This is a genomic window from Streptomyces sp. NPDC058697, from assembly GCF_042715345.1.
GTDB lineage: Bacteria > Actinomycetota > Actinomycetes > Streptomycetales > Streptomycetaceae > Streptomyces > Streptomyces liliifuscus.
Genome location: NZ_JBHXSU010000047.1, coordinates 1 through 17,306 on the forward strand (window position 1 = coordinate 1; position 17,306 = coordinate 17,306).

Sequence of the window (17,306 nt, forward strand, 5' to 3'; positions counted from 1 at the left end):
TGGGCGGCGAGGAGGCGTTCGTCGATGTGGTCCGGGTCCAGCTCGCCCGCCGCGGGCGCGCGGGCCCCCCCCCCCCCCGCCGGGGCGCCTGGCCCCCCGGCCCACCGTTCGGGCCGCGGCTGGGGCGCCCGGCCCCGTCTCCCGGGGCCGGCCGGCTCCGTCCGTGTTGCGCGGCCGCTACCGCGCCGGTGCCGGACCGCTGGTCTCCGTGGTCCACAGGCGTCCCTCGGCGTAGGCGAGCGCCGCCGATTCGAACTGGAGGGCCACGTGGGTGGCCGAGGTGTTGACGTCCCGCCAGTAGCGCTGGAGCGGGGCGCTCTCCCCGTAGCCCGTGGTGCCGCCGTTCGCCGCGAGCCGGTTGACCGCGGAGGCCAGCATCCGCACCGACAGGGCGGTGTCGCGCAGATTGCGCCGGGTCTGCTCGGGCGTCACCTCAGCGCCCAGGTCGGCGACTTGCGCGCACCGCTCAAGGAGCAGCCGCGCGGCGTCCGTCTCCCCGGCCGAGTGGGCCAGCACCCCGGCGAGCGCCTCGCGGCTGGGGCCCGGCGCCTGGGGCCGCAGGACCGCGCTGCGCGCCTTGACCACCGCGTACGCCGACCACTGGCCGAGCGCGCCCTCGGCGGCGCCGAGCAGCGGCCCGGCGAAGGAGAGACCGTTGGCCGCTTCCAGTGGCACGGTGTGACAGGGCGCCGTGGACGCCGTGGGGCGGCCCGTCAGCAGGTCGGCGCGGGCGAAGGCGCGCCGCTCGGGAACGAACACACCGGAGGCGACCACCGTGTGGCTGCCGGTGGCGCGCATACCCACGCTCTCCCAGCTCTCCACGACCTCCACCTCGGCCCGGGGAACCGCGAAGACCCGGGGCCCGGCCCCGTCGGGCAGCGTGGCGCACAGCAGCAGCCAGTCCGCGTACGCCACGGCGCTGATGTAGGGCCAGCGCCCGGACACCGTCCAGCCGCCGGCCGCGGGGGCGGCCTGCCCGAAGGGGGAGAGGGAGCCGACGACGAGCGCGTCCGGTCCCTGCGCCCACACCTCCCGGTAGCCCTCGGCGGGCAGATAGGCCGCCATCCGGCCCAGGTTGGCGGCCAGCGAGGCGCACCAGGCGGTGGCGGGGCAGGCGGCGCCGACCCGCGCCACCGCCTCGGTGAGCTCCGCGAAGGTGCCCTCGGCCCCGCCGCACTCCCGGGGTACGAAGTGCCGGGCGAAGCCGGTCTCGACCAGCAGTTTGACCACGTCGGGGTCGAGCTTGCGGGCCTCCTCGGCCCCTCGCACGGATTCGGCGGCCTGCCCGGCCAATTCCTCGGTGTCCAGCATCCTTGCGCCTCCCATGGACCGCGTCGTGCGGGGAAGCAGCCGTGGGCATGGACGTCGCGCTCCAGGGCGTGTTGCGAAAGTCCCGCCTGCCTGGCGACGCCTGGCACGCACTCTCGCCGCATCGGGCGGAAGGCCAAGTACGTCCAGTACGAGGCCTTCCGCCCGGCACGCCGAGAGCACGCACCAGACGCCGCCAGGCCCGTCCTCCGGACGGACGGCGGGACTTTCGCAACACGCCCTAGGCGGCCATGCCGTCAGCGGCGTGCGTTCGCGCACCCGTCGTCCGCCACGGTCCCGGGCTCCGCTGGAAGGCTGCTGGAGGTCGGCTCGACAGCGGCCGCCGTCACCGCTCCCGACTCCAGCGTGCTGCGCAGGAGCTGGTCGAAGCCGGCCTTGATGCGCTCCGGTGAGAAGCCCCTGACCCGGCACTGGTGGTCGATCAGGCTGGGCGCGAAGGGGGCCAGCAGCGCGTCCGCCAGAAAGTCCGCGTCGGCGTCCGGGCGCAGCTCGGCGATCAGCCGGCCGGCATGCGCGTGCTGAAAGTCGTAGGAGGCACTGAGGTAACGCGCGGGCGGCGAACTGGACTCGGCGAGCAGCAGCAGTTCCCGCTGCCCGACGGAGAGGTCGACGAGCGCGTGCAGGAAGGCACGCAGCCGGTCACCGGCGTCGGCCTGCGGCCCCAAGGGGGGCGGGCCCTCCACCACCCGGGCCCGGAACAGCTGGTGCTGTTCCTCCAGGAGCGCGAAGACCAGTCCGGCGCGGTCGCCGAAGCGGCGGTAGACCGTGCCCACGCCCACGTCCGCCACCCGGGCCACCTCGTCGAGGGAGAGCCGCTCCGCTGCTCCGGCGGCCACCAGACGGGCGGCCGCGGCCAGGATCTTCTGTCGGTTGCGCACCGCGTCGGCGCGTTCGGAGGGGGCTGCGGACATGGCCGTGAGCATAGTTCGCCCTTCTCCAGTGGCGTACGAGGTCGTTGCTTGCGATACGGAAGTCTCTCCGCTTAGGCTCGGCGCGCGTATCGATATGGAGAAATCTCCGTTTGTCTCGCCGAGAGGAAGTCCCCGTGGCTGCTGACCAGTTCGACCCCGCGCCCACCACGCCCGCCGAAGGAGACCCGGGCAGTTACAACCTCCCGGTCATGCAGGAGTTCCGGCAGAACGGGGGCAAGGTCGGCGGCCCCTTCGAGGGCGGTTCGCTCATCCTGCTCACCACCAAGGGGGCGAAGTCCGGCGTGGTGCGCACGGTGCCCACGCTCTTCTTCGCCCAGGCCGACGGCAGCCTGCTGATATTCGGCAGCAACGGCGGCGCGGACACCCACCCCGCCTGGTTCCACAACATCAAGGTGAACCCCCGGGTGACCGTCGAGACCGGCGAGGAGACCTACTCGGCCGTCGCGACCGAGGTGCCGGCCGGGAGCGAGGAGCGTGACCGTCTCTTCGCCGAGGCCGCCGCCGAGGTGCAGGCCTTCGCCGCCTACCAGTCCCAGACCGAGCGGAAGATCCCCCTGGTCATACTGAGCCGGAAGGACTGAGCCGTGCGCTACACGCTTCTCGGCAGGACCGGGGTCCGGATCTCCCGGCTGGCACTGGGCACCATGACCTTCGGCGACGACTGGAAGCTCCCCGAGGCGACACGCGCGCGGATCTTCGACCAGTACGCCGAGGCCGGCGGCAACTTCATCGACACCGCAGACGAGTACGGCGACGGTTCGGCGGAGACGGCGCTCGGCAAGCTGCTCGCCGGACGCCGTGACGAGTTCGTCCTCAGCACCAAGTACACGATGCAGACGCGGCCGGGTGACCTGAACTCCGCGGGCAACCACCGGAAGAACCTGGTGCGTTCCCTGGAGGCGAGCCTGCGCCGGCTCGGCACGGACCACCTGGACATGCTGTGGGTGCACGCCCGCGACACCCTCACCCCGGTGCCCGAGGTGATGCGAGCCCTTGACGACCAGGTGCGCGCGGGCAAGGTGCTCTACGTCGGGGTGTCCGACTGGCCCGCGTGGGAGGTGGCCCAGGCCAACACCCTGGCCGAACTGCGTGACTGGTCGCCCTTCGCGGGACTGCAGATCAGGTACAACCTGCTGGAGCGCACCGTCGAGCGTGAACTCCTTCCGATGGCCCACGCCTTCGACCTGCCGGTGTTCGCCTGGGGCCCGCTGGCCGACGGACGCCTCACCGGCAAGTACCTGCGGTCCGAGGAGGGGCGGCTGGACCACGTGGCCTGGGGGCAGGGCGGCACAGGACCCGGCGACGACGTCGTGGAGGAGACCGTGCGGGTCGCCGAGGCCGCCGGAGTCAGCCCCGCCCAGGTGGCGCTGGCCTGGCTGCTGTCCCGGCCCGGAAACGTGGTGCCGATCCTCGGCGCCACCAAGCCCGAGCAGCTCGCCGACAACCTGGGCGCCGTCGACGCCGTGCTGCAGGACGACTGGCTGGCGGGCCTGGAAGCGGTCAGCCGCGTGGAGCCGGGCTTCCCGCACGACTTCCTGCGCTTCCCGGCCATGCGGGACGCGATCTACGGCGACCGCTGGCAGCAGGTCGACGACCTGCGGACGACCGCGCGACGCGTGCCGGCCGACGACCGGTACGGGGCAGCCTGAGCGCTGCGCCGGAAGTGCGGTGCCTGAACCAGCAGTGCGAACCAGCAGTGCGAACCAGCAGTGCGGCGGAGCGGCCAACCGGCCCGCTCCGCCGCACTGTTGTGTCACCGCACCGGCCCCGGGAGGGCTATGCGTCCTTCACGTTCACGGTCTCCGACAGGTTCACCTTGGCGACGATCTGCTCCACCTTCACCCGGACCACGACGCCGTTGGGGATGGTGAACCGCTCGGAGAACTCCTCCTCGCGCCGCTTGCCGTGGTACCGGCCGCCGATCCGGGCGGTCCAGGTGCGCAGTTCGTCGATGTCCTCGCTGAGCGTCGCCCGCCCGCGCACCAGCACGAACGAGAAGGGCGGACGCTCGTCGTCCCACAGCATCGCGATCCTGCCGTCCCGTTGCAGGGAGCGGCCCTTCACGCTGTCCTTCTGGCACGTGTAGATGATGTCGTCGCCGTCCATGATGACTCCGACCGGGACCACATGGGGACTGCCGTCCTTGCGGACCACCGAGGCCTTCGCGGTCCTGGGCGGATCGGCCATGATGAACTCCCGCCACCAACCCTCGGGCGCGTCCACGTAGTTGGGCATCAGTGCGTCTCCTTCTCGTGCTGTTCCGCCGTCTCGTCGGACGCCGTGCTGTCGGATGCGGTGCCGTCGGCCTTCGCGCGCCGCCAGGTGAGCACGCGCTCCGGCGCGCGGCCCCCCACCGGTGTCACGGCCGTGCCGCGCAGCGACAGCGTTTCGCCGTCGAGCGTGACCCGGCGTATCTGCTCGGTGCCCGCCATCCGCGGATGGGCGCTGACCTGGACCCGGTGCGTCATCCGGTCCCCGGCCAGCCGCCACTGCCCCGAGTAGCCCATGTAGGTCTCCAGGGCCGGGGCGTCCCCGGTCTTCATCATGCTCACCGCGACATGGCCGTCCGCGGTGTAGATCAGCAGCCCGGCCGGCGCCTCGCCCAACGGCCCCGCCACCGTGCCCCCGTCCTCGCCCACCTCCGTGTACGAGGCCAGCCGCCACACTCCGACGACCTCCTCCGGCGTCACCGCGAGCGCCTGCTGGTGACGCGGTAGGAGCCGAGCCGCACGGCCGCGCCCTGTCCGAAGAGCCGCCCGGCGTCGGTGCTGTCCTCGTCGGCGAAGGTCTGTTCCTGCGGCGCGCCGACCGAGGGCCGGTAGTACGTGGTGTGCTTGCGCGCGGAGAGCCGTACGAGGCCCTTGTCGGTGGGCCAGGACGCGTCCAGCAGGGTCAGCAGTCCCAGCCCGGCGTTGAGCTGCCGCGGCTTGACCAGCGTCTCCTCGCCGCCCTCGTCCAGGGTCGCGGTGGACCGGTCGAGCCGGTACCCGATGCGGTCCACCCGGAAGTGCTCCTCGCCGTCGATCAGCCAGCGCACCACCCCGGCCGCGCGGTCGTAGGCGATGCCGAAGTCGTGGCTGTCGCCGGGCCGCCGCGCGACCAGCGGCACGGTGTGCGCGAACGAGGCGTAGTCGCCCAACTGGCCGCGCAGGAAGGTGGGGCGCCCGTACCAGGCGTAGATCCGCTTGTTGGTGACCACGAAGTCGAAGGAGACGGAGGTCTCCGGGTCGGTGGTCAGCATCATCGCGGAGGCCAGCCGCAGATCGTCCTCCGGATCCCGCACCGCGTCCCCGAAGGGATGGCCCGCGGTGCCGTAGGTCCGGCCGGAGAGCCGCGTCTCGAAGAGGAGCTCGTAACCCTCGTGGGCGTCGAACCCCGGGTGGCCGCTGGAAGCGGTGTGACTGGTGTACGCGATGAACTTGGCGTGGTCCCCGGAGCCGGGCATGCCGACCGGGTTCTCGGCGGGGATGGTCTGCGTGAACGCCGGCTCGCCGGTCGTGGGGTGGCTGCCACGTGCCCGCACGGACAGCTCGCCCTGGCGGGTGGTGACGATGCCGTCGTCGGCCCGGTAGGGGCCGCCGGCCACGTGGAACCACCGGGCGCCCTCGCCCTCGGTGCGGAACCCGTCGGCGAAGTCGTCCCAGACCATCCGGTAGCCGCGGTTGCCCGGTTTGGCGGTGGAGGTCCCCGGTGTCGTCATGACGGTGCCCAGCGCGGCGGCGGCGAGCAGCAGGCCGTGCCGGGAGACGAACGTTCTGCGCGGCATCGGAACCGCTCCTTTCCTCGGGGTGTCCAGGGGTGCGTCCGTGCGCGGGGTGCGGGGCGTGCGGGGCCCGATCACAGGTGTCCGTCCAGTACGGCGGTGACCGCCGCGGGGAAGGAGTCCACGACCGTGTCCGCTCCCGCCCGCATCAGTTCGTCGGGGCCGGACACGCCGTACGAGACACCGATGACCGTCATGCCGGCGGCCCGCCCCATCTCGGCGTCGGGCACTCCGTCGCCGATCACCAGGCACTGCTCCGGAGCGAGCCCGAGCCCCTTGGCGACATGCAGGGCCATGTCGGGGTGCGGCTTGCCGCGCTCCACGCTGTCGTCGCCCGCGATGACCGTCAGCCGGGTGTCCAGACCGGTGAGTTCGGCGATGGCGCGCGCGGCCTTCTCGACCTTCGAGGTCGCCATGGCCAGCCGGAAACCGGCGGCGGACAGCCGGTCCAGCCCTTCGAGGACCCCGGGATACAGCAGCCGCGGACCGGCCGCCCGCACATGGGCGCCGAACCGCCGCCCGTACTCCTCGGTCGCCTCGGCCACCCGCGGGTCCTCCACGGGAACGCCCAGCAGCCCGGCGAGCGAGGCGGGCAGCGGCCGGCCGACCGTGGAGAGGATCGCCCCTCGGGACACCGCCGTGCCCATCGCCGCGAGGACCTCGGCGGTGATGGTGGCGATGGCGGCGGGGGTGTCCGCGAGCGTGCCGTCCAGGTCGAGGATCACCCCACGCTCCGCCGCGGCGGGGGCGCCGGTCACCGCTCCGCCTGTACGGAGCTCAGGGCGGCGGAGAACTCTCCGGCGACCCGGGCGGTGCTGAGCAGCAGGGAGCGGCCGGCCTTGGGCAGCATGCCGCCGGAGGCCCGGGCCAGCGCCTTCATCAGGTACGGGCTGACCGCGTTGCCCACGATGCCCTCCTGGTCGCACTGGGCGAGGGCCTCGCCGATGGCCGCCTCGACGACCGCCTCGTCCACCGCGTCCTGCTCGTCGATGGGAGTGGTGAGCAGCACCGTGCCGGGTCCGTTGACCTGCCAGTGCGCCTCGGCGGCGCGCGCGGCGGTGTGCAGATCGTCCATGCGGGTCACGGGCACATCGGCCTCGCGCACCACGAAGGCCGCGAGCCTGTCGGTGCGGTACCCGTACACGGGGACACCGGCCGTCTCCAGGTACTCGGCGGTCAGCCGGTGGTCCAGGATGCTCTTCGCGCCGCCGGAGACCACGGTCATCTTCGTTTTGCGGAACTGGAGCAGGTCGGGGGAGATGTCGAGGGTGTCCTCGCCCCGGCGGTGCACACCGCCGATGCCCGCCGTGGTGAAGACCTGGATGCCGGCCCGCTCGGCGATCACGATGGTGCCGGCCACCGTCGTCGCCCCGAGGCCGCCGCCGGCCAGCGCGCCGCCGATGTCCCGCGCGCTGATCTTCGGAATGCCCTTGGTGGAGGCGAAGCGTTCGATGAGGGAGTCGGTCAGACCGACGACGAGCTTCCCGCCGGCGATCCCGATGGTGGCGGGCACGGCCCCGGCGCCCCGTACCGCCTTCTCGATCAGTGAGGCGGTCTCGGACGAGGGGTCGGTGGTGATGAGCGAGGACTCCAGCGCCACCACCGGACGCCGTTCCGCGAGCGCGGTGGCGATCTCGTCGCTGACCTCTAGCAGCTGGTCGGGCTGTCGTTCCATGTCCGGGGTGTCCTTCCTGAGGTGCGGGAACTGACTCGCCAGGCCACCCTCCCCGCCCCCGCTGGAGCCCCGGTCGAGGGGCTGTCGAAGCCCGTGCCGCAGCGGTCCTCAAGAGAAACTCCGGTGCCTTCCGGCACGGTCGCGGAACCGGAAACCGCTGAAACAGGGGGTAGTTGTGGCAAGGGGAACGATGAGACACAAGGTTGCGTACGCCGTGGTGGCCGCGGCGGCCGTGGTGGCGCTGCTGCCGGCGACCGCGCAGTCGGCGCCGACTGCGTCGCGGGCGGGGGCGGACGGCGGGACCGTCCTGTTCCAGGACACGTACGGCGCCGGCTTCACCACCGGTGAGAACGGCAACTGGCTGCTCCAGGGCGATGCGGAGTGGCCGACCGGGGACGCGGTCGTCACCACGCCGGGCGGCGTGCTCAACGTGGTGCCCACCGGCGTCAACCCGAAGACGGGCGACCCTGCCTACGCCCGCAGCACCGGACCGGACGGCGGCGCGGACTCGGACGACCACATCAAGTGGATCGCCTTCCCCAACCGGTTCACCGCCGAGAACGTCCCGGGCTTCGAGGTGCCGGACACCGGCTCCATCAGCTGTGTGCACAAGGTGGCGGGCCGGACCTTCGGCACCGAGAACCCGTTCGGGAGCACCGTCAAGGACCCGGCGTCCGACATCCGGCTCGCCTCGATCGCGCTGATCACCGCCGACTTCGAGTCCCGGGCGATCGCCGACTTCTCGGTGACCAACGACACCATCTACGCCATCTACGAGCGCCTGCCGAGCGACACGGAGGACTACGCCTCCTACGGCTACGCGATCCCGCTGGCCAAGACGGCACGGGGGGCGATGCACGAACTGGAGGTCCGGCTGGACCAGAGCGGCAAGCGGGTGACCTGGTTCGTGGACGGCCGGCAGAAGCTCCAGACCGACAAGATCGGCACGCGCGCCTTCGACCGCAAGTACATGACGCTCGACCACGGCGGCAAGGAGGAGCGGGTCGAGCTCGACCAGATGACCTGCGGCATGGGGCTGGGCAGTTTGCTGGACGGCGCCAAGCCGGGCGCGGCCGACGGCGGGGCGCTGGTGCGGCTCAAGCACAAGGACGGCTTCTACTTCGACCCGCGGCGCGGTGAGCCGGTGGAGCAGAAGTTCTTCGACCCCGACAGCAAGGTCGAGAACCGGCTCTTCGGCCAGGGCTCCGAGATCAGGGCGGACTGGACGAAGGTGATCCGCAGGCCCTGACCGGGGCAGCGGATCACGGGACACGACCGAGCGGGGCCGTCGAGTACTACGACGGCCCCGCTGTCGTGCGCGCTACCGGTTCTCACCGGCGCGCAGGTTCAACACCGCGCTTCGAACCGCGCGTCAGCGCAGTTCGAGGGCGAGATCGCGCTCCACATAGGTGCTTCGCGGTTTGTCCAGGCCTCCGCCCAGGACCTGCTGGTGCAGCCGCTGTATCCGGTCGGACGGTTCGACGCCCAGTTCGCCGACGAGCGCCGAGCGCAGTTGCTGGTAGACGTCGAGGGCCCGCCAGGTGTGCCCGGAACGGCACAGGGCGATCATCAGCTGTGCATGGAAGCTCTCGTGCATCGGATGCTGGGCGACCAGCATGCGCAGCTCACCGAGGAGTTCGGCGTGCCGGCCGAGCCGCAGATCGGCTTCGATCCGCAGTTCGAGCGCCCGCGCCCTGGCCTCCTCGATGCCGAGGATCTCGGTGTCCAGGACATGCCCCGTCGGTACGTCGATGAGGGCCGAGCCGTGCCACAGGCTCAGAGCCCGGCCGAGCACGTCGGCGGCCAGGCCGGCCTCGCCCCTCTCCAGTGCGGCGCTCCCCTCCGCCGTGAGCCGTTGGAAGGTTCCGACATCGCTGCTGTGCACCGGTTCGGACAACAGGTATCCGCCGAACCGCGTGGACAGTACGTCCTTCGCCGTCGGTCGTCGGACGTCCGGCCGGGCTGCGCTGATCCTGCGGCGGAGTTGAAGGATGTAGGTCTGCAAGGTGGTCTGCGCGCTTCGGGGTATTCGGTCACCCCAGATCTCCTCCATGAGAACCGGTACGGGAACGATCCGTCCGGCTCGCAGTGCGAGGAGTGCCAGAATCTGCCTAGGCTTGCCCGCACTCGGCACGATCGACGTGCCGTCCAGACGGATGTCGAGCGGTCCCAAAACTTCGATTTCCATATCCAGGCCCCCTGTCGGAAAATTCCAATTGGGAGCCTCGCAGAGCGACCTCGGATCGACATAGTGAATCCGCCATGGCTGTGCCTATGAATTCCTCATACCCGGTAGGGGTGATCGACACGGGGAGGAAAAGGTGGGGCGAGAACAAGCCAATATTGTGTGACGCCATGTCGGGCGACACACCCTGGCGATGTGAATTCTGGCACACCCCCACCGGAGCGGGCAACCTTATGTAACGCGCATTTATCGACCTGTTGGCCAGAATGTAAAAGCCCCGGCCCGGGAGACGGGTGCGGGGCTTTCTGCGGCGCTCGGTGCGGTTCGGGGCCGGCGCGGGCGCCGCGGGCGGTTCAGGACCGGCGGCAGTCCACATGGCTGATCTGTTTCCACGGCTGACCCTCGAACCGGATGAAGGCGTCGTCGGTGAACCGGTCCTCGTTGACCACCCGGAACTCGTCCTTGCTGTCCGCGTGCCCGCCGGGCGTGATGTACGGACCCTGGAAGCGCAGCATGCCGCGCTTCCAGCCGGCGGAGGACGCGGTTCCGGTGTTGCCCCAGGTGTCCCAGTAGAAGGAGGTGTACTGGTTGTCGACCGTGTTCAGGCCGAAGACCCAGCGCCCCTCGAAGTCGGGGCTCTTGAGGTGCATCTCGTAGAACTTGCCCTCAAGGGTCTTCTTGGTGTCCCAGTTGAGGGTGACCGTGGTGGGCTCTTCGAGCGTGAGGTCGGTGTACGCGCAGGTGTAGTCGCCGAGCAGGAAGTCGAGTTCCGTCATGGAGACCGCCTTGGCCGACCCTCTCGCATCCTGCTGGGCCCCGGCGGGCGCCGAGCCGATCAGCGGGAGCACGAGCACGCCGAGGAGTGTTCCGAGGCCGCCGCGGACGAGGCGCCGCGAAGTTGTGGAGCGCATGGGCACGTTCCTTTCCTGAAGGTCCCCGAGGTCCGAAGGCCTCGGGGTTTCGAAGGTCCTGTGCCGCACACTGTGGTCCGTGATGATCGAGGATCGGTCGAGGGCGTCCAGGGCGTCCGCGGTGTTCGGCGCGGACATGCCGGTGCCCCGCCGCGACCGACCGCGGCGGGGCACTCCTGACGAGGGCGGGGGTCCCTCTCAGGGCGCGACGCGCGCCTTCGTCCCGGCCTCCGGGGGCAGGGCCGTGCCGGCGGCGGCCGTCGCGTGGTGGTGGTCGGTGTCGGCATCGTCCGCGTCGACATCACTCACGTCGACCCGGCCCGGCGGCAGTACGAGGGCGAGCAGTCCGGCCAGTGTGTAGAGGCCGACGACGGTCAGCAGGCCGACGACCGCCGAGTCGGTGGGCGAGTGCCGGTCCTCCAGCAGCGTGAAGTAGACGGTGCCCACGATCGCGACACCGGTGGCCACGCCGATCTGGATGGACGTGTTGATCAGCGAGGACGCGGCGCCCGAGGAGGACTTGGGCATCTGGGCCAGCACGATGGTGAGCAGCGTCCCCGCGACCATGGCGAGGCCGATACCGGAGACGATCATGCCGGGCGCCAGGTGCCACCACTCCAGCGAGCCGGACCAGTGGTCGACGGTCCAGGTGATGACTCCCATGCCGACGGCCATGACCGCGCAGCCCAGGAGCACCACCCGGCGGCCGAGCGGCATCAGCTGAGGGGCCACGGCCGAGCCGATGCCCACACCCACGGTGAACGTCACCAGTGCCACGGCGGTGCGCAGGGGGGAGTACCCCTCGCCCGTCTGGAGATGGACCGTGAGGACCAGCTGATAGGCCATTCCGCAGAAGAACAGGATGGCGACGAGCAGGCCGCCGAGCGAGCTGCGGTGGTGCAGCAGTGCCGGGTCGATGATCGGTGACTCGCCGCGGGCGATCACCCGGTGCTCGTACCGGATGAACAGCCAGAGGATCACCGGGCAGGCGATCATCAGGGCGAAGGTCCACCAGGGCCAGTCCAGTTCGCGTCCCTGGACGAGCGGGAAGAGCAGGCTGATCAGGCCGACGGTCGCGATCAGGGTGCCGCGGATGTCGAAGCTCTCCCGGGTCTCCACGCGCGACTCGCGGGTGAGGACGGCGGCGGCGACCAGCGCGGCCAGTCCGACGGGAACGTTGACGTAGAAGACCGGCCGCCAGCCCAGTCCGAACAGGTCGGCCTCCAGCAGGACACCGCCCAGCAGGGGGCCGCCGATGCCGCCCACGGCCAGCGACATGCCGTACAGGGACATCGCCTTGGGGCGCTCGGACTTCGGGAAGTCCACCTGGAGCATCGCCAGGACCTGCGGCACCATCAGCGCGGCCGCGGCGCCCTGGAGGATCCGGGAGGCGATGAGCATCTCCGGGTTGACCGCCGCGCCCGCCAGCGCCGAGGTGACGACGAAGGCGCCCAGGCCGATGAGGTAGATCCGCCGGCGCCCGAGCTGGTCGCCGAGACGGGCACCGGTGATCATGGCGGCGGCGAAGGCCAGCGTGTACCCCGCCACCGACCACTCCAGCTGGGCGGACGAGGCGTCCAGGTCCTCCTGGACGGCGGGCAGGGCCACGTTGAGAACGGTGTTGTCCACCATGTCCATGAACACCGCGAACAGGGTGACGGCCAGCGTCGCCCAGCGCTTCGGGCTGTACTGCGCCTGGGGCGCCGTATCAGCTTGTTCTTCCACCGTCATGGGACGGCCCTTCCGGTAGGCTCGGGAGCAGCAAGGGAAGCAAGACAAATCTGTTTTGCTTTCAAAGCAAAGCTATTGCGGGGGCTGTGTCATGTCAAGCGATGGTCGGCAGGGGACAGGGCTGAGCGTCGACAACGGGGTCCGGACGCTCCTGCTCCTCATGCCGCGTGTCGTCGCACGAACCAAACGCACGCCGGTGCCTCAGCAGTTGGAGGAGTACAACCTCGCTCCGCGCCACCTCTCCCTGCTGGCCTACCTGTTCTTCGACGGTCCGCTCGCCGTCAGCGAGCTGGCCACCCGGCTGGAGCTGGTCCCGGCCACGGTCAGCCTGCTCGTCGGGGAGCTGAACCGGTACGGGGTGGTGGACCGCAGGGAGGACGAGGCCGACCGGCGCCGCAAGATCGTCAGCATCGCCGAGCCGTACCGGGAAGCGGTGCGCAGCTGGCTGGAGAACGGCGTCAACGCATGGCGGGTCGCACTCGAACCACTGAGTCCGGCCGAACGGCAGACCTTCATCGACACCCTGCGCGTGTACGAGCGGGAGCTCATGGGCGCGCAGGAGCGACAGGCAGTCGCTGCCACCGCAGACTGATCGACGTCCGCAGGCGCGCGCCGTGGCGCGCCTCTCGCGGAAACGGCCCGCCGAAGGGCGGGCCGGCCACATCCGTGATGTGACGGTTGTTCGCACGCCCCCGTGAACGACTGCGGGGGTCGGTCCATGTATGCGCAGGGGGAAAGCTACGTGGTCTACGCAGAGAATCGACTCCACGACTACGACTACGACAACCACTACGAATCCGATGACCATGAATCGGGAATCGGTGCGGAATTGGGTGCGACCGGGCTGAGACTGGCCCTGTTCATCACCGGCGCGGTCCAGTTGGGCTACGCGCTGATGGCAATCCTGAATCTGCTGAAGTGGCACCACGAATCCTTGAGTGTCGTGGGCGCCATCCTGATACTGATCGCATTCTTCGGGCTGCAGTTATTTCACTGCAATCCCTATGCCGTTCACCTCAGGGCCAGAGTCGGTCCCTGGACACTTGTCCTGCAGGCGGCACTGGCCTATACCCCGTTCCCCATGTTCGGCGTGCTGTGGGGCGGCTTCGGCGGATTCCTCTCGGGAGCCGTGCTGGTCGTGCTCCGGGGCTCGCCGCTCGCCTGGGTCCTCTTCGTCCTCAACGCCTCGGCCGTGCTCGGGCTCGCGCTCTCCACGTTCCCCCTCGCCCCGTCGGCCTATCTGACGCTCGCCACCGTGGTCATCGGGCTGATGGTCTACGGGCTGACCCGGCTGAGCGACATCGTCGTCGAGCAGTACAGGATGCGCCACCGGACGGCCTGGGCCGCCGTCTCGGGAGAGCGGCTGCGCTTCGCCCGCGACCTGCACGACCTGCTCGGCTACAGCCTCTCCGCCATCACGCTGAAAAGTGAACTGACGCTGCGGAAGGTGGGAGTCGACGACGAGCGCGCCCGCAAGGAACTGATCGAGACCCTGAACATCGCACGGCAGGCACTGGCCGACGTCCGGGCCGTCGCCCGTGGCTCCCGGAACCTGTCCGTCACGGCGGAGCTGCGCTCGGTGTCCGGAGTGCTCAATGCGGTGGACGTGGAGACCACCATCGAGGGCGAACCCGGAGACCTCGACCCGAGAACCGGCTCCATCCTGGCCATAGTGCTGCGGGAGGCCGTCACCAACCTGCTGCGCCACAGCGCGGCGAGCCACTGCCGCATCGAGTTCGGCGAGGCCGACGGACAGCTGTGGCTGGCGATCTCCAACGACGGCGTCGAGGCCGGGGTGTCACCACACACCGAGGCCGGCCGCCGCAGCGGTGGCCTCGGCAATCTCGCCGACCGGCTGGGTGCCGCCGGCGGAGGGCTGACCGTCACCACCGAGTGGGGCTGGTTCCACCTGCGCGCCGTCCTGCCGGCCAGGCCCGCCGGACCTCCGCCCCTTCCCGAGCGGCAGCCCACGCATCACCATGCGTGCTGACGTGAGAGGCGCTCAGATGACACCGTTGTCCTTGGCGATCCGGACCGCGTCGACGCGATTGCGGGCACCGAGCTTGTGGACGATCGTCGTGAGGTAGTTGCGCACCGTGCCGACGGTCAGATGCAGTTCCTTGGCGATGACTCGTACGTCCTCGCCCGCGGCGGCCAGGCGCAGTACGTCCACCTCGCGTGGTGTCAGCTGCTGCGCCGGGCCGTCCCAGGCCATCAGGGCGAGTTGCGGATCTATGACCCGCTGACCCGCCGCCACCTTGCGTATCGCCTGGGCCAGTTCGCTCGGCAGCGCGTCCTTGAGCACGTATCCGTCCACCTGGGCGGCGAGCGCACGGCGCAGCGCCGCCGGATTGCCGAGGCTCGTGATGATGAGGACCCGGCAGGAGGGGAGACAGGAACGGAGCTTCGACGCGGCCGTCAGCCCGTCGGTACCGGGCAGATCGACATCGATGACGGCGACGTCGGGCCGGTGCTCCAGCGCGGTGGGAAGAATGTCGTTCCCATTGCCCACCTCCGCCACGACGCTGAGGTCCTGCTCCAGTCCCAGCAACGCCACCAGTGCCCCGCGAAGCATGGGCACGTCCTCGGCGATGATCAGCCGTATCACGAGCCGTTTCCCCCTAGTTTATTGTTCAGCTTTCACTCGCTCGTCAGCGGCTTGAAGCGGTGGTAATGGGGTGGCAATCGCTTTCTTCGCCGCCTGCGGCCCGGTTGCGCCGGATCGCCCCGCGGAGGACCGGGAGCCGCTGGAGGATCTCGGCCCACGGACCGGTGATCAGGTGCGCGGCCTGCGGTTTCCTGCGCGAAGGGGCGACGCCGCCGTCCCGTTGGGCGTACGGCGCGACGACGAGAGTGTCCAGTTCGGTGTGCACGTAATCCCCCGAGGTCGAACGAGTTTCAACACCACCGATTCCAGTCGCTCTTTACCTTTCCGTCCGTCCGGAAAGCAAATCGATCAACCGGTCATCGGCCATCCGGTCTCCGCCATCGTAGTGTGAAATCTCTTGCGAATGGCTGATTCCTCCTGCGTTCTTAATGGGTGGGGCATGGTGAAAAGGGCCACGCTGCGGACAGTTGCGCAGAAGTCGGCCGCCCGCCGCGGCGCCCCGCCGCCACCCGCGCCCTGAGCTGTGCTCAAGGGCTTCTCCACCGTCCCCGTCGACGCTGGGCGCGAAGAACGTATCCGTTCACGGATGCCGCAGCCGATACGGAGGAGAGGGCGATGACACGGACCGTCCTGACAGCCGGGACCCGCCACAGCGTGCTTCTCGGGGTCGGCGGCTACCGGCCGCGCCGGGTGGTCGGCAACGCCGAGATCTGCCGGCTCATCGATTCCACCGAGGAGTGGATCGAGACGCGCAGCGGCATCGTCGAACGCCGTTTCGCGGACCACGACGAGACCCTGCTGATGATGGCCGCCACGGCCGCCGAGAAGGCCCTCGCACAGGCCGGGACCACGCCCGCCGAACTCGATCTCGTGCTGGTGGCCAGCATGTCCAACCTGGTGCAGACCCCGCCGCTCGCCGTGCGCGTGGCACACGAGCTGGGCGCGGGCGCCGCCGCGGGCGTCGATCTGTCCGCCGCCTGCGCCGGCTTCTGCCACGCGCTGGCCATGGCCTCCGACGCGGTCCGCGCGGGCAGCGCCCGCCGGGTGCTGGTCGTCGGCGCCGAACGCATGACGGACATCGTGGAACCCACCGACCGCACGATCTCCTTCCTCTTCGCGGACGGCGCGGGCGCGGTCGTCGTCGGAGACTCCGACACACCGGGGATCGGCCCGGTCGTACGGCGCGCGGACGGCGCCCACAGCGAGGCGCTGAGGATGACCGCGCCCTGGGCCACGGCCGAAGGGGCCGCCCCCGAACGGCCATGGATGCGCATGGACGGCCGCCGGGTCTTCCGCTGGGCCATGGACGAGGTGGCCCCCGCCCTGGCCCGGACGGTCGAAGAGGCCGGGCTGACGCCGGCCGAGCTCGGCGCCTTCGTCCCCCACCAGGCCAATCTCCGCATGATCGAGCTGATGTCCGAGCGGCTCGGACTCACCGGCGCCACCGCCGTCTCCCGCGACGTGGTGCGCTCCGGGAACACCTCGGCGGCGTCCATACCGCTCGCCCTGGAGGCGCTGCTCGCCTCCCAGGAGGCCTCCACCGGGGACACCGCGCTCCTCGTGGGCTTCGGAGCCGGCCTCAACTTCGCCTCCCAGGTGGTGGTTCTGCCGTGAACCGCACCGACCGGCGGGCCGTCGCCGACGTCGAGCCCTCTCAGGTCCGTGAGGGGTTCCGGGCCGCCATGGCCCAGCTCGCCGGCGGAGTCGTCGTCGTCACCACCGAGGACACCGACGGCCGCCCGTACGGATTCACCGCCACCTCGTTCTGTTCCGTATCCATGGATCCGGCACTGGTCCTGGTCTGCCTCGCCGAGACCTCCAGCTCGTACGAGGCCTTCATGGACTGCCGGGGTTTCGCGGTCAGTCTGCTGAGCCAGGAGCAGAGGACTCTCGCCACTCGTTTCGCCACCACGGGTGCGGACAAGTTCCGCGCCGAGGACACCGTGACCACCCCCCGCCTGCTCCCGGCGGTCGAGGGCGCGCTCGCGGTCCTGGACTGCGACGTACACGCCCGCCATCCCGCGGGCGATCACACCATCCTGGTGGGCGCCGTACGCCATGTCCTGCCAGGCCGGGGCGAGCCGCTGGTCTACCACGACCGGGCCTTCCAGCAGCTGCGCCACCCGGAACACCCCCGCCTGCCGCGTCCCTGACCGGCCATCGGCCGGGGCC

19 protein-coding genes are annotated in these 17,306 nt (G+C 70.5%); 7 read left to right on the forward strand and 12 right to left on the reverse strand.

The window, feature by feature from the left end; genetic code table 11:
* Positions 1-177: 177 nt before the first annotated feature.
* Both ACFWXQ_RS46215 and ACFWXQ_RS46220 read right to left on the reverse strand, forming a co-directional pair.
* On the reverse strand, positions 178-1,311 hold the full coding sequence (locus tag ACFWXQ_RS46215; protein WP_386270363.1) for an acyl-CoA dehydrogenase family protein: 1,134 nt from the start codon (positions 1,309-1,311) through the stop codon (positions 178-180).
* A 254-nt stretch (positions 1,312-1,565) separates the two neighbouring features.
* Entirely contained in the window at positions 1,566-2,240 is a 675-nt protein-coding gene (locus ACFWXQ_RS46220; protein WP_383957337.1) for a TetR/AcrR family transcriptional regulator, read from the reverse strand.
* 134 nt (positions 2,241-2,374) lie between these two features.
* On the opposite strand from ACFWXQ_RS46220, the gene ACFWXQ_RS46225 reads away from it, so the two are divergent.
* The gene (locus ACFWXQ_RS46225) at positions 2,375-2,842 is read left to right on the forward strand and encodes a nitroreductase/quinone reductase family protein (RefSeq protein ID WP_383957335.1); all 468 of its coding nucleotides are present in this window, start codon (positions 2,375-2,377) and stop codon (positions 2,840-2,842) included.
* A gap of 3 nt (positions 2,843-2,845) precedes the next feature.
* Entirely contained in the window at positions 2,846-3,910 is a 1,065-nt protein-coding gene (locus ACFWXQ_RS46230; RefSeq protein ID WP_383957333.1) for an aldo/keto reductase, read from the forward strand.
* 127 nt (positions 3,911-4,037) lie between these two features.
* On the opposite strand, the gene ACFWXQ_RS46235 is transcribed toward ACFWXQ_RS46230, so the two are convergent.
* The 5 genes from ACFWXQ_RS46235 to ACFWXQ_RS46255 form a co-directional block, all read right to left on the reverse strand.
* The gene (locus ACFWXQ_RS46235; protein ID WP_383942977.1) at positions 4,038-4,496 is read right to left on the reverse strand and encodes a PPOX class F420-dependent oxidoreductase; all 459 of its coding nucleotides are present in this window, start codon (positions 4,494-4,496) and stop codon (positions 4,038-4,040) included.
* Positions 4,496-4,951, reverse strand: a complete 456-nt coding sequence (locus ACFWXQ_RS46240; RefSeq protein WP_383942980.1) for a lipocalin-like domain-containing protein — start codon at positions 4,949-4,951, stop codon at positions 4,496-4,498. Before ACFWXQ_RS46240 ends, ACFWXQ_RS46235 begins: the two co-directional genes overlap by 1 nt.
* On the reverse strand, positions 4,948-6,027 hold the full coding sequence (locus tag ACFWXQ_RS46245) for a DUF6081 family protein (RefSeq protein ID WP_383942983.1): 1,080 nt from the start codon (positions 6,025-6,027) through the stop codon (positions 4,948-4,950). Before ACFWXQ_RS46245 ends, ACFWXQ_RS46240 begins: the two co-directional genes overlap by 4 nt.
* A gap of 71 nt (positions 6,028-6,098) precedes the next feature.
* Positions 6,099-6,782 carry an HAD family hydrolase gene (locus ACFWXQ_RS46250; protein ID WP_383942986.1) on the reverse strand — a complete coding sequence of 228 codons (684 nt, stop codon included), beginning with the start codon at positions 6,780-6,782 and terminating at the stop codon, positions 6,099-6,101.
* The gene (locus ACFWXQ_RS46255; RefSeq protein ID WP_383942989.1) at positions 6,779-7,699 is read right to left on the reverse strand and encodes a pseudouridine-5'-phosphate glycosidase; all 921 of its coding nucleotides are present in this window, start codon (positions 7,697-7,699) and stop codon (positions 6,779-6,781) included. The genes ACFWXQ_RS46250 and ACFWXQ_RS46255 overlap by 4 nt, the downstream gene beginning before the upstream one ends.
* 190 nt (positions 7,700-7,889) lie before the next feature.
* Here ACFWXQ_RS46255 and ACFWXQ_RS46260 point away from each other — a divergent pair, with 190 nt between their 5' ends.
* Positions 7,890-8,948 (forward strand): DUF6081 family protein, encoded by a 1,059-nt coding sequence (locus ACFWXQ_RS46260; protein ID WP_383942993.1) that lies wholly within the window; start codon positions 7,890-7,892, stop codon positions 8,946-8,948.
* Between the two features lie 123 nt (positions 8,949-9,071).
* Here the strand turns inward: ACFWXQ_RS46260 and ACFWXQ_RS46265 are convergent, their stop codons facing one another.
* The 3 genes from ACFWXQ_RS46265 to ACFWXQ_RS46275 all read right to left on the reverse strand — a co-directional run bounded on the left by ACFWXQ_RS46265 (position 9,072) and on the right by ACFWXQ_RS46275 (position 12,526).
* Entirely contained in the window at positions 9,072-9,887 is an 816-nt protein-coding gene (locus tag ACFWXQ_RS46265; RefSeq protein ID WP_200398638.1) for an AfsR/SARP family transcriptional regulator, read from the reverse strand.
* A 350-nt stretch (positions 9,888-10,237) separates the two neighbouring features.
* A complete protein-coding gene (locus ACFWXQ_RS46270; RefSeq protein WP_383942997.1) occupies positions 10,238-10,795 on the reverse strand; it encodes a hypothetical protein in 558 nt (185 codons plus the stop codon).
* Positions 10,796-10,993: 198 nt separating this feature from the next.
* Positions 10,994-12,526, reverse strand: coding sequence for an MFS transporter (locus ACFWXQ_RS46275; protein ID WP_383943000.1), 1,533 nt, complete (start codon positions 12,524-12,526; stop codon positions 10,994-10,996).
* 91 nt (positions 12,527-12,617) lie between these two features.
* Here ACFWXQ_RS46275 and ACFWXQ_RS46280 point away from each other — a divergent pair, with 91 nt between their 5' ends.
* Both ACFWXQ_RS46280 and ACFWXQ_RS46285 read left to right on the forward strand, forming a co-directional pair.
* Positions 12,618-13,118 (forward strand): MarR family winged helix-turn-helix transcriptional regulator, encoded by a 501-nt coding sequence (locus tag ACFWXQ_RS46280; RefSeq protein ID WP_383943004.1) that lies wholly within the window; start codon positions 12,618-12,620, stop codon positions 13,116-13,118.
* A 150-nt stretch (positions 13,119-13,268) separates the two neighbouring features.
* Entirely contained in the window at positions 13,269-14,516 is a 1,248-nt protein-coding gene (locus ACFWXQ_RS46285) for a sensor histidine kinase (RefSeq protein WP_383943007.1), read from the forward strand.
* Between the two features lie 12 nt (positions 14,517-14,528).
* Here ACFWXQ_RS46285 and ACFWXQ_RS46290 read toward each other — a convergent pair whose 3' ends face one another.
* Positions 14,529-15,134, reverse strand: coding sequence for a response regulator (locus ACFWXQ_RS46290; RefSeq protein WP_383943010.1), 606 nt, complete (start codon positions 15,132-15,134; stop codon positions 14,529-14,531).
* Positions 15,135-15,177: 43 nt separating this feature from the next.
* Positions 15,178-15,399, reverse strand: a complete 222-nt coding sequence (locus ACFWXQ_RS46295) for a hypothetical protein (RefSeq protein WP_383943013.1) — start codon at positions 15,397-15,399, stop codon at positions 15,178-15,180.
* Between the two features lie 350 nt (positions 15,400-15,749).
* Between ACFWXQ_RS46295 and ACFWXQ_RS46300 the strand changes: the two genes are divergently transcribed.
* Together ACFWXQ_RS46300 and ACFWXQ_RS46305 are read left to right on the forward strand one after the other, a co-directional pair.
* The gene (locus ACFWXQ_RS46300; protein WP_383943016.1) at positions 15,750-16,748 is read left to right on the forward strand and encodes a beta-ketoacyl-ACP synthase 3; all 999 of its coding nucleotides are present in this window, start codon (positions 15,750-15,752) and stop codon (positions 16,746-16,748) included.
* Entirely contained in the window at positions 16,745-17,287 is a 543-nt protein-coding gene (locus tag ACFWXQ_RS46305) for a flavin reductase family protein (RefSeq protein ID WP_383943019.1), read from the forward strand. Before ACFWXQ_RS46300 ends, ACFWXQ_RS46305 begins: the two co-directional genes overlap by 4 nt.
* Positions 17,288-17,306 lie beyond the last annotated feature (19 nt).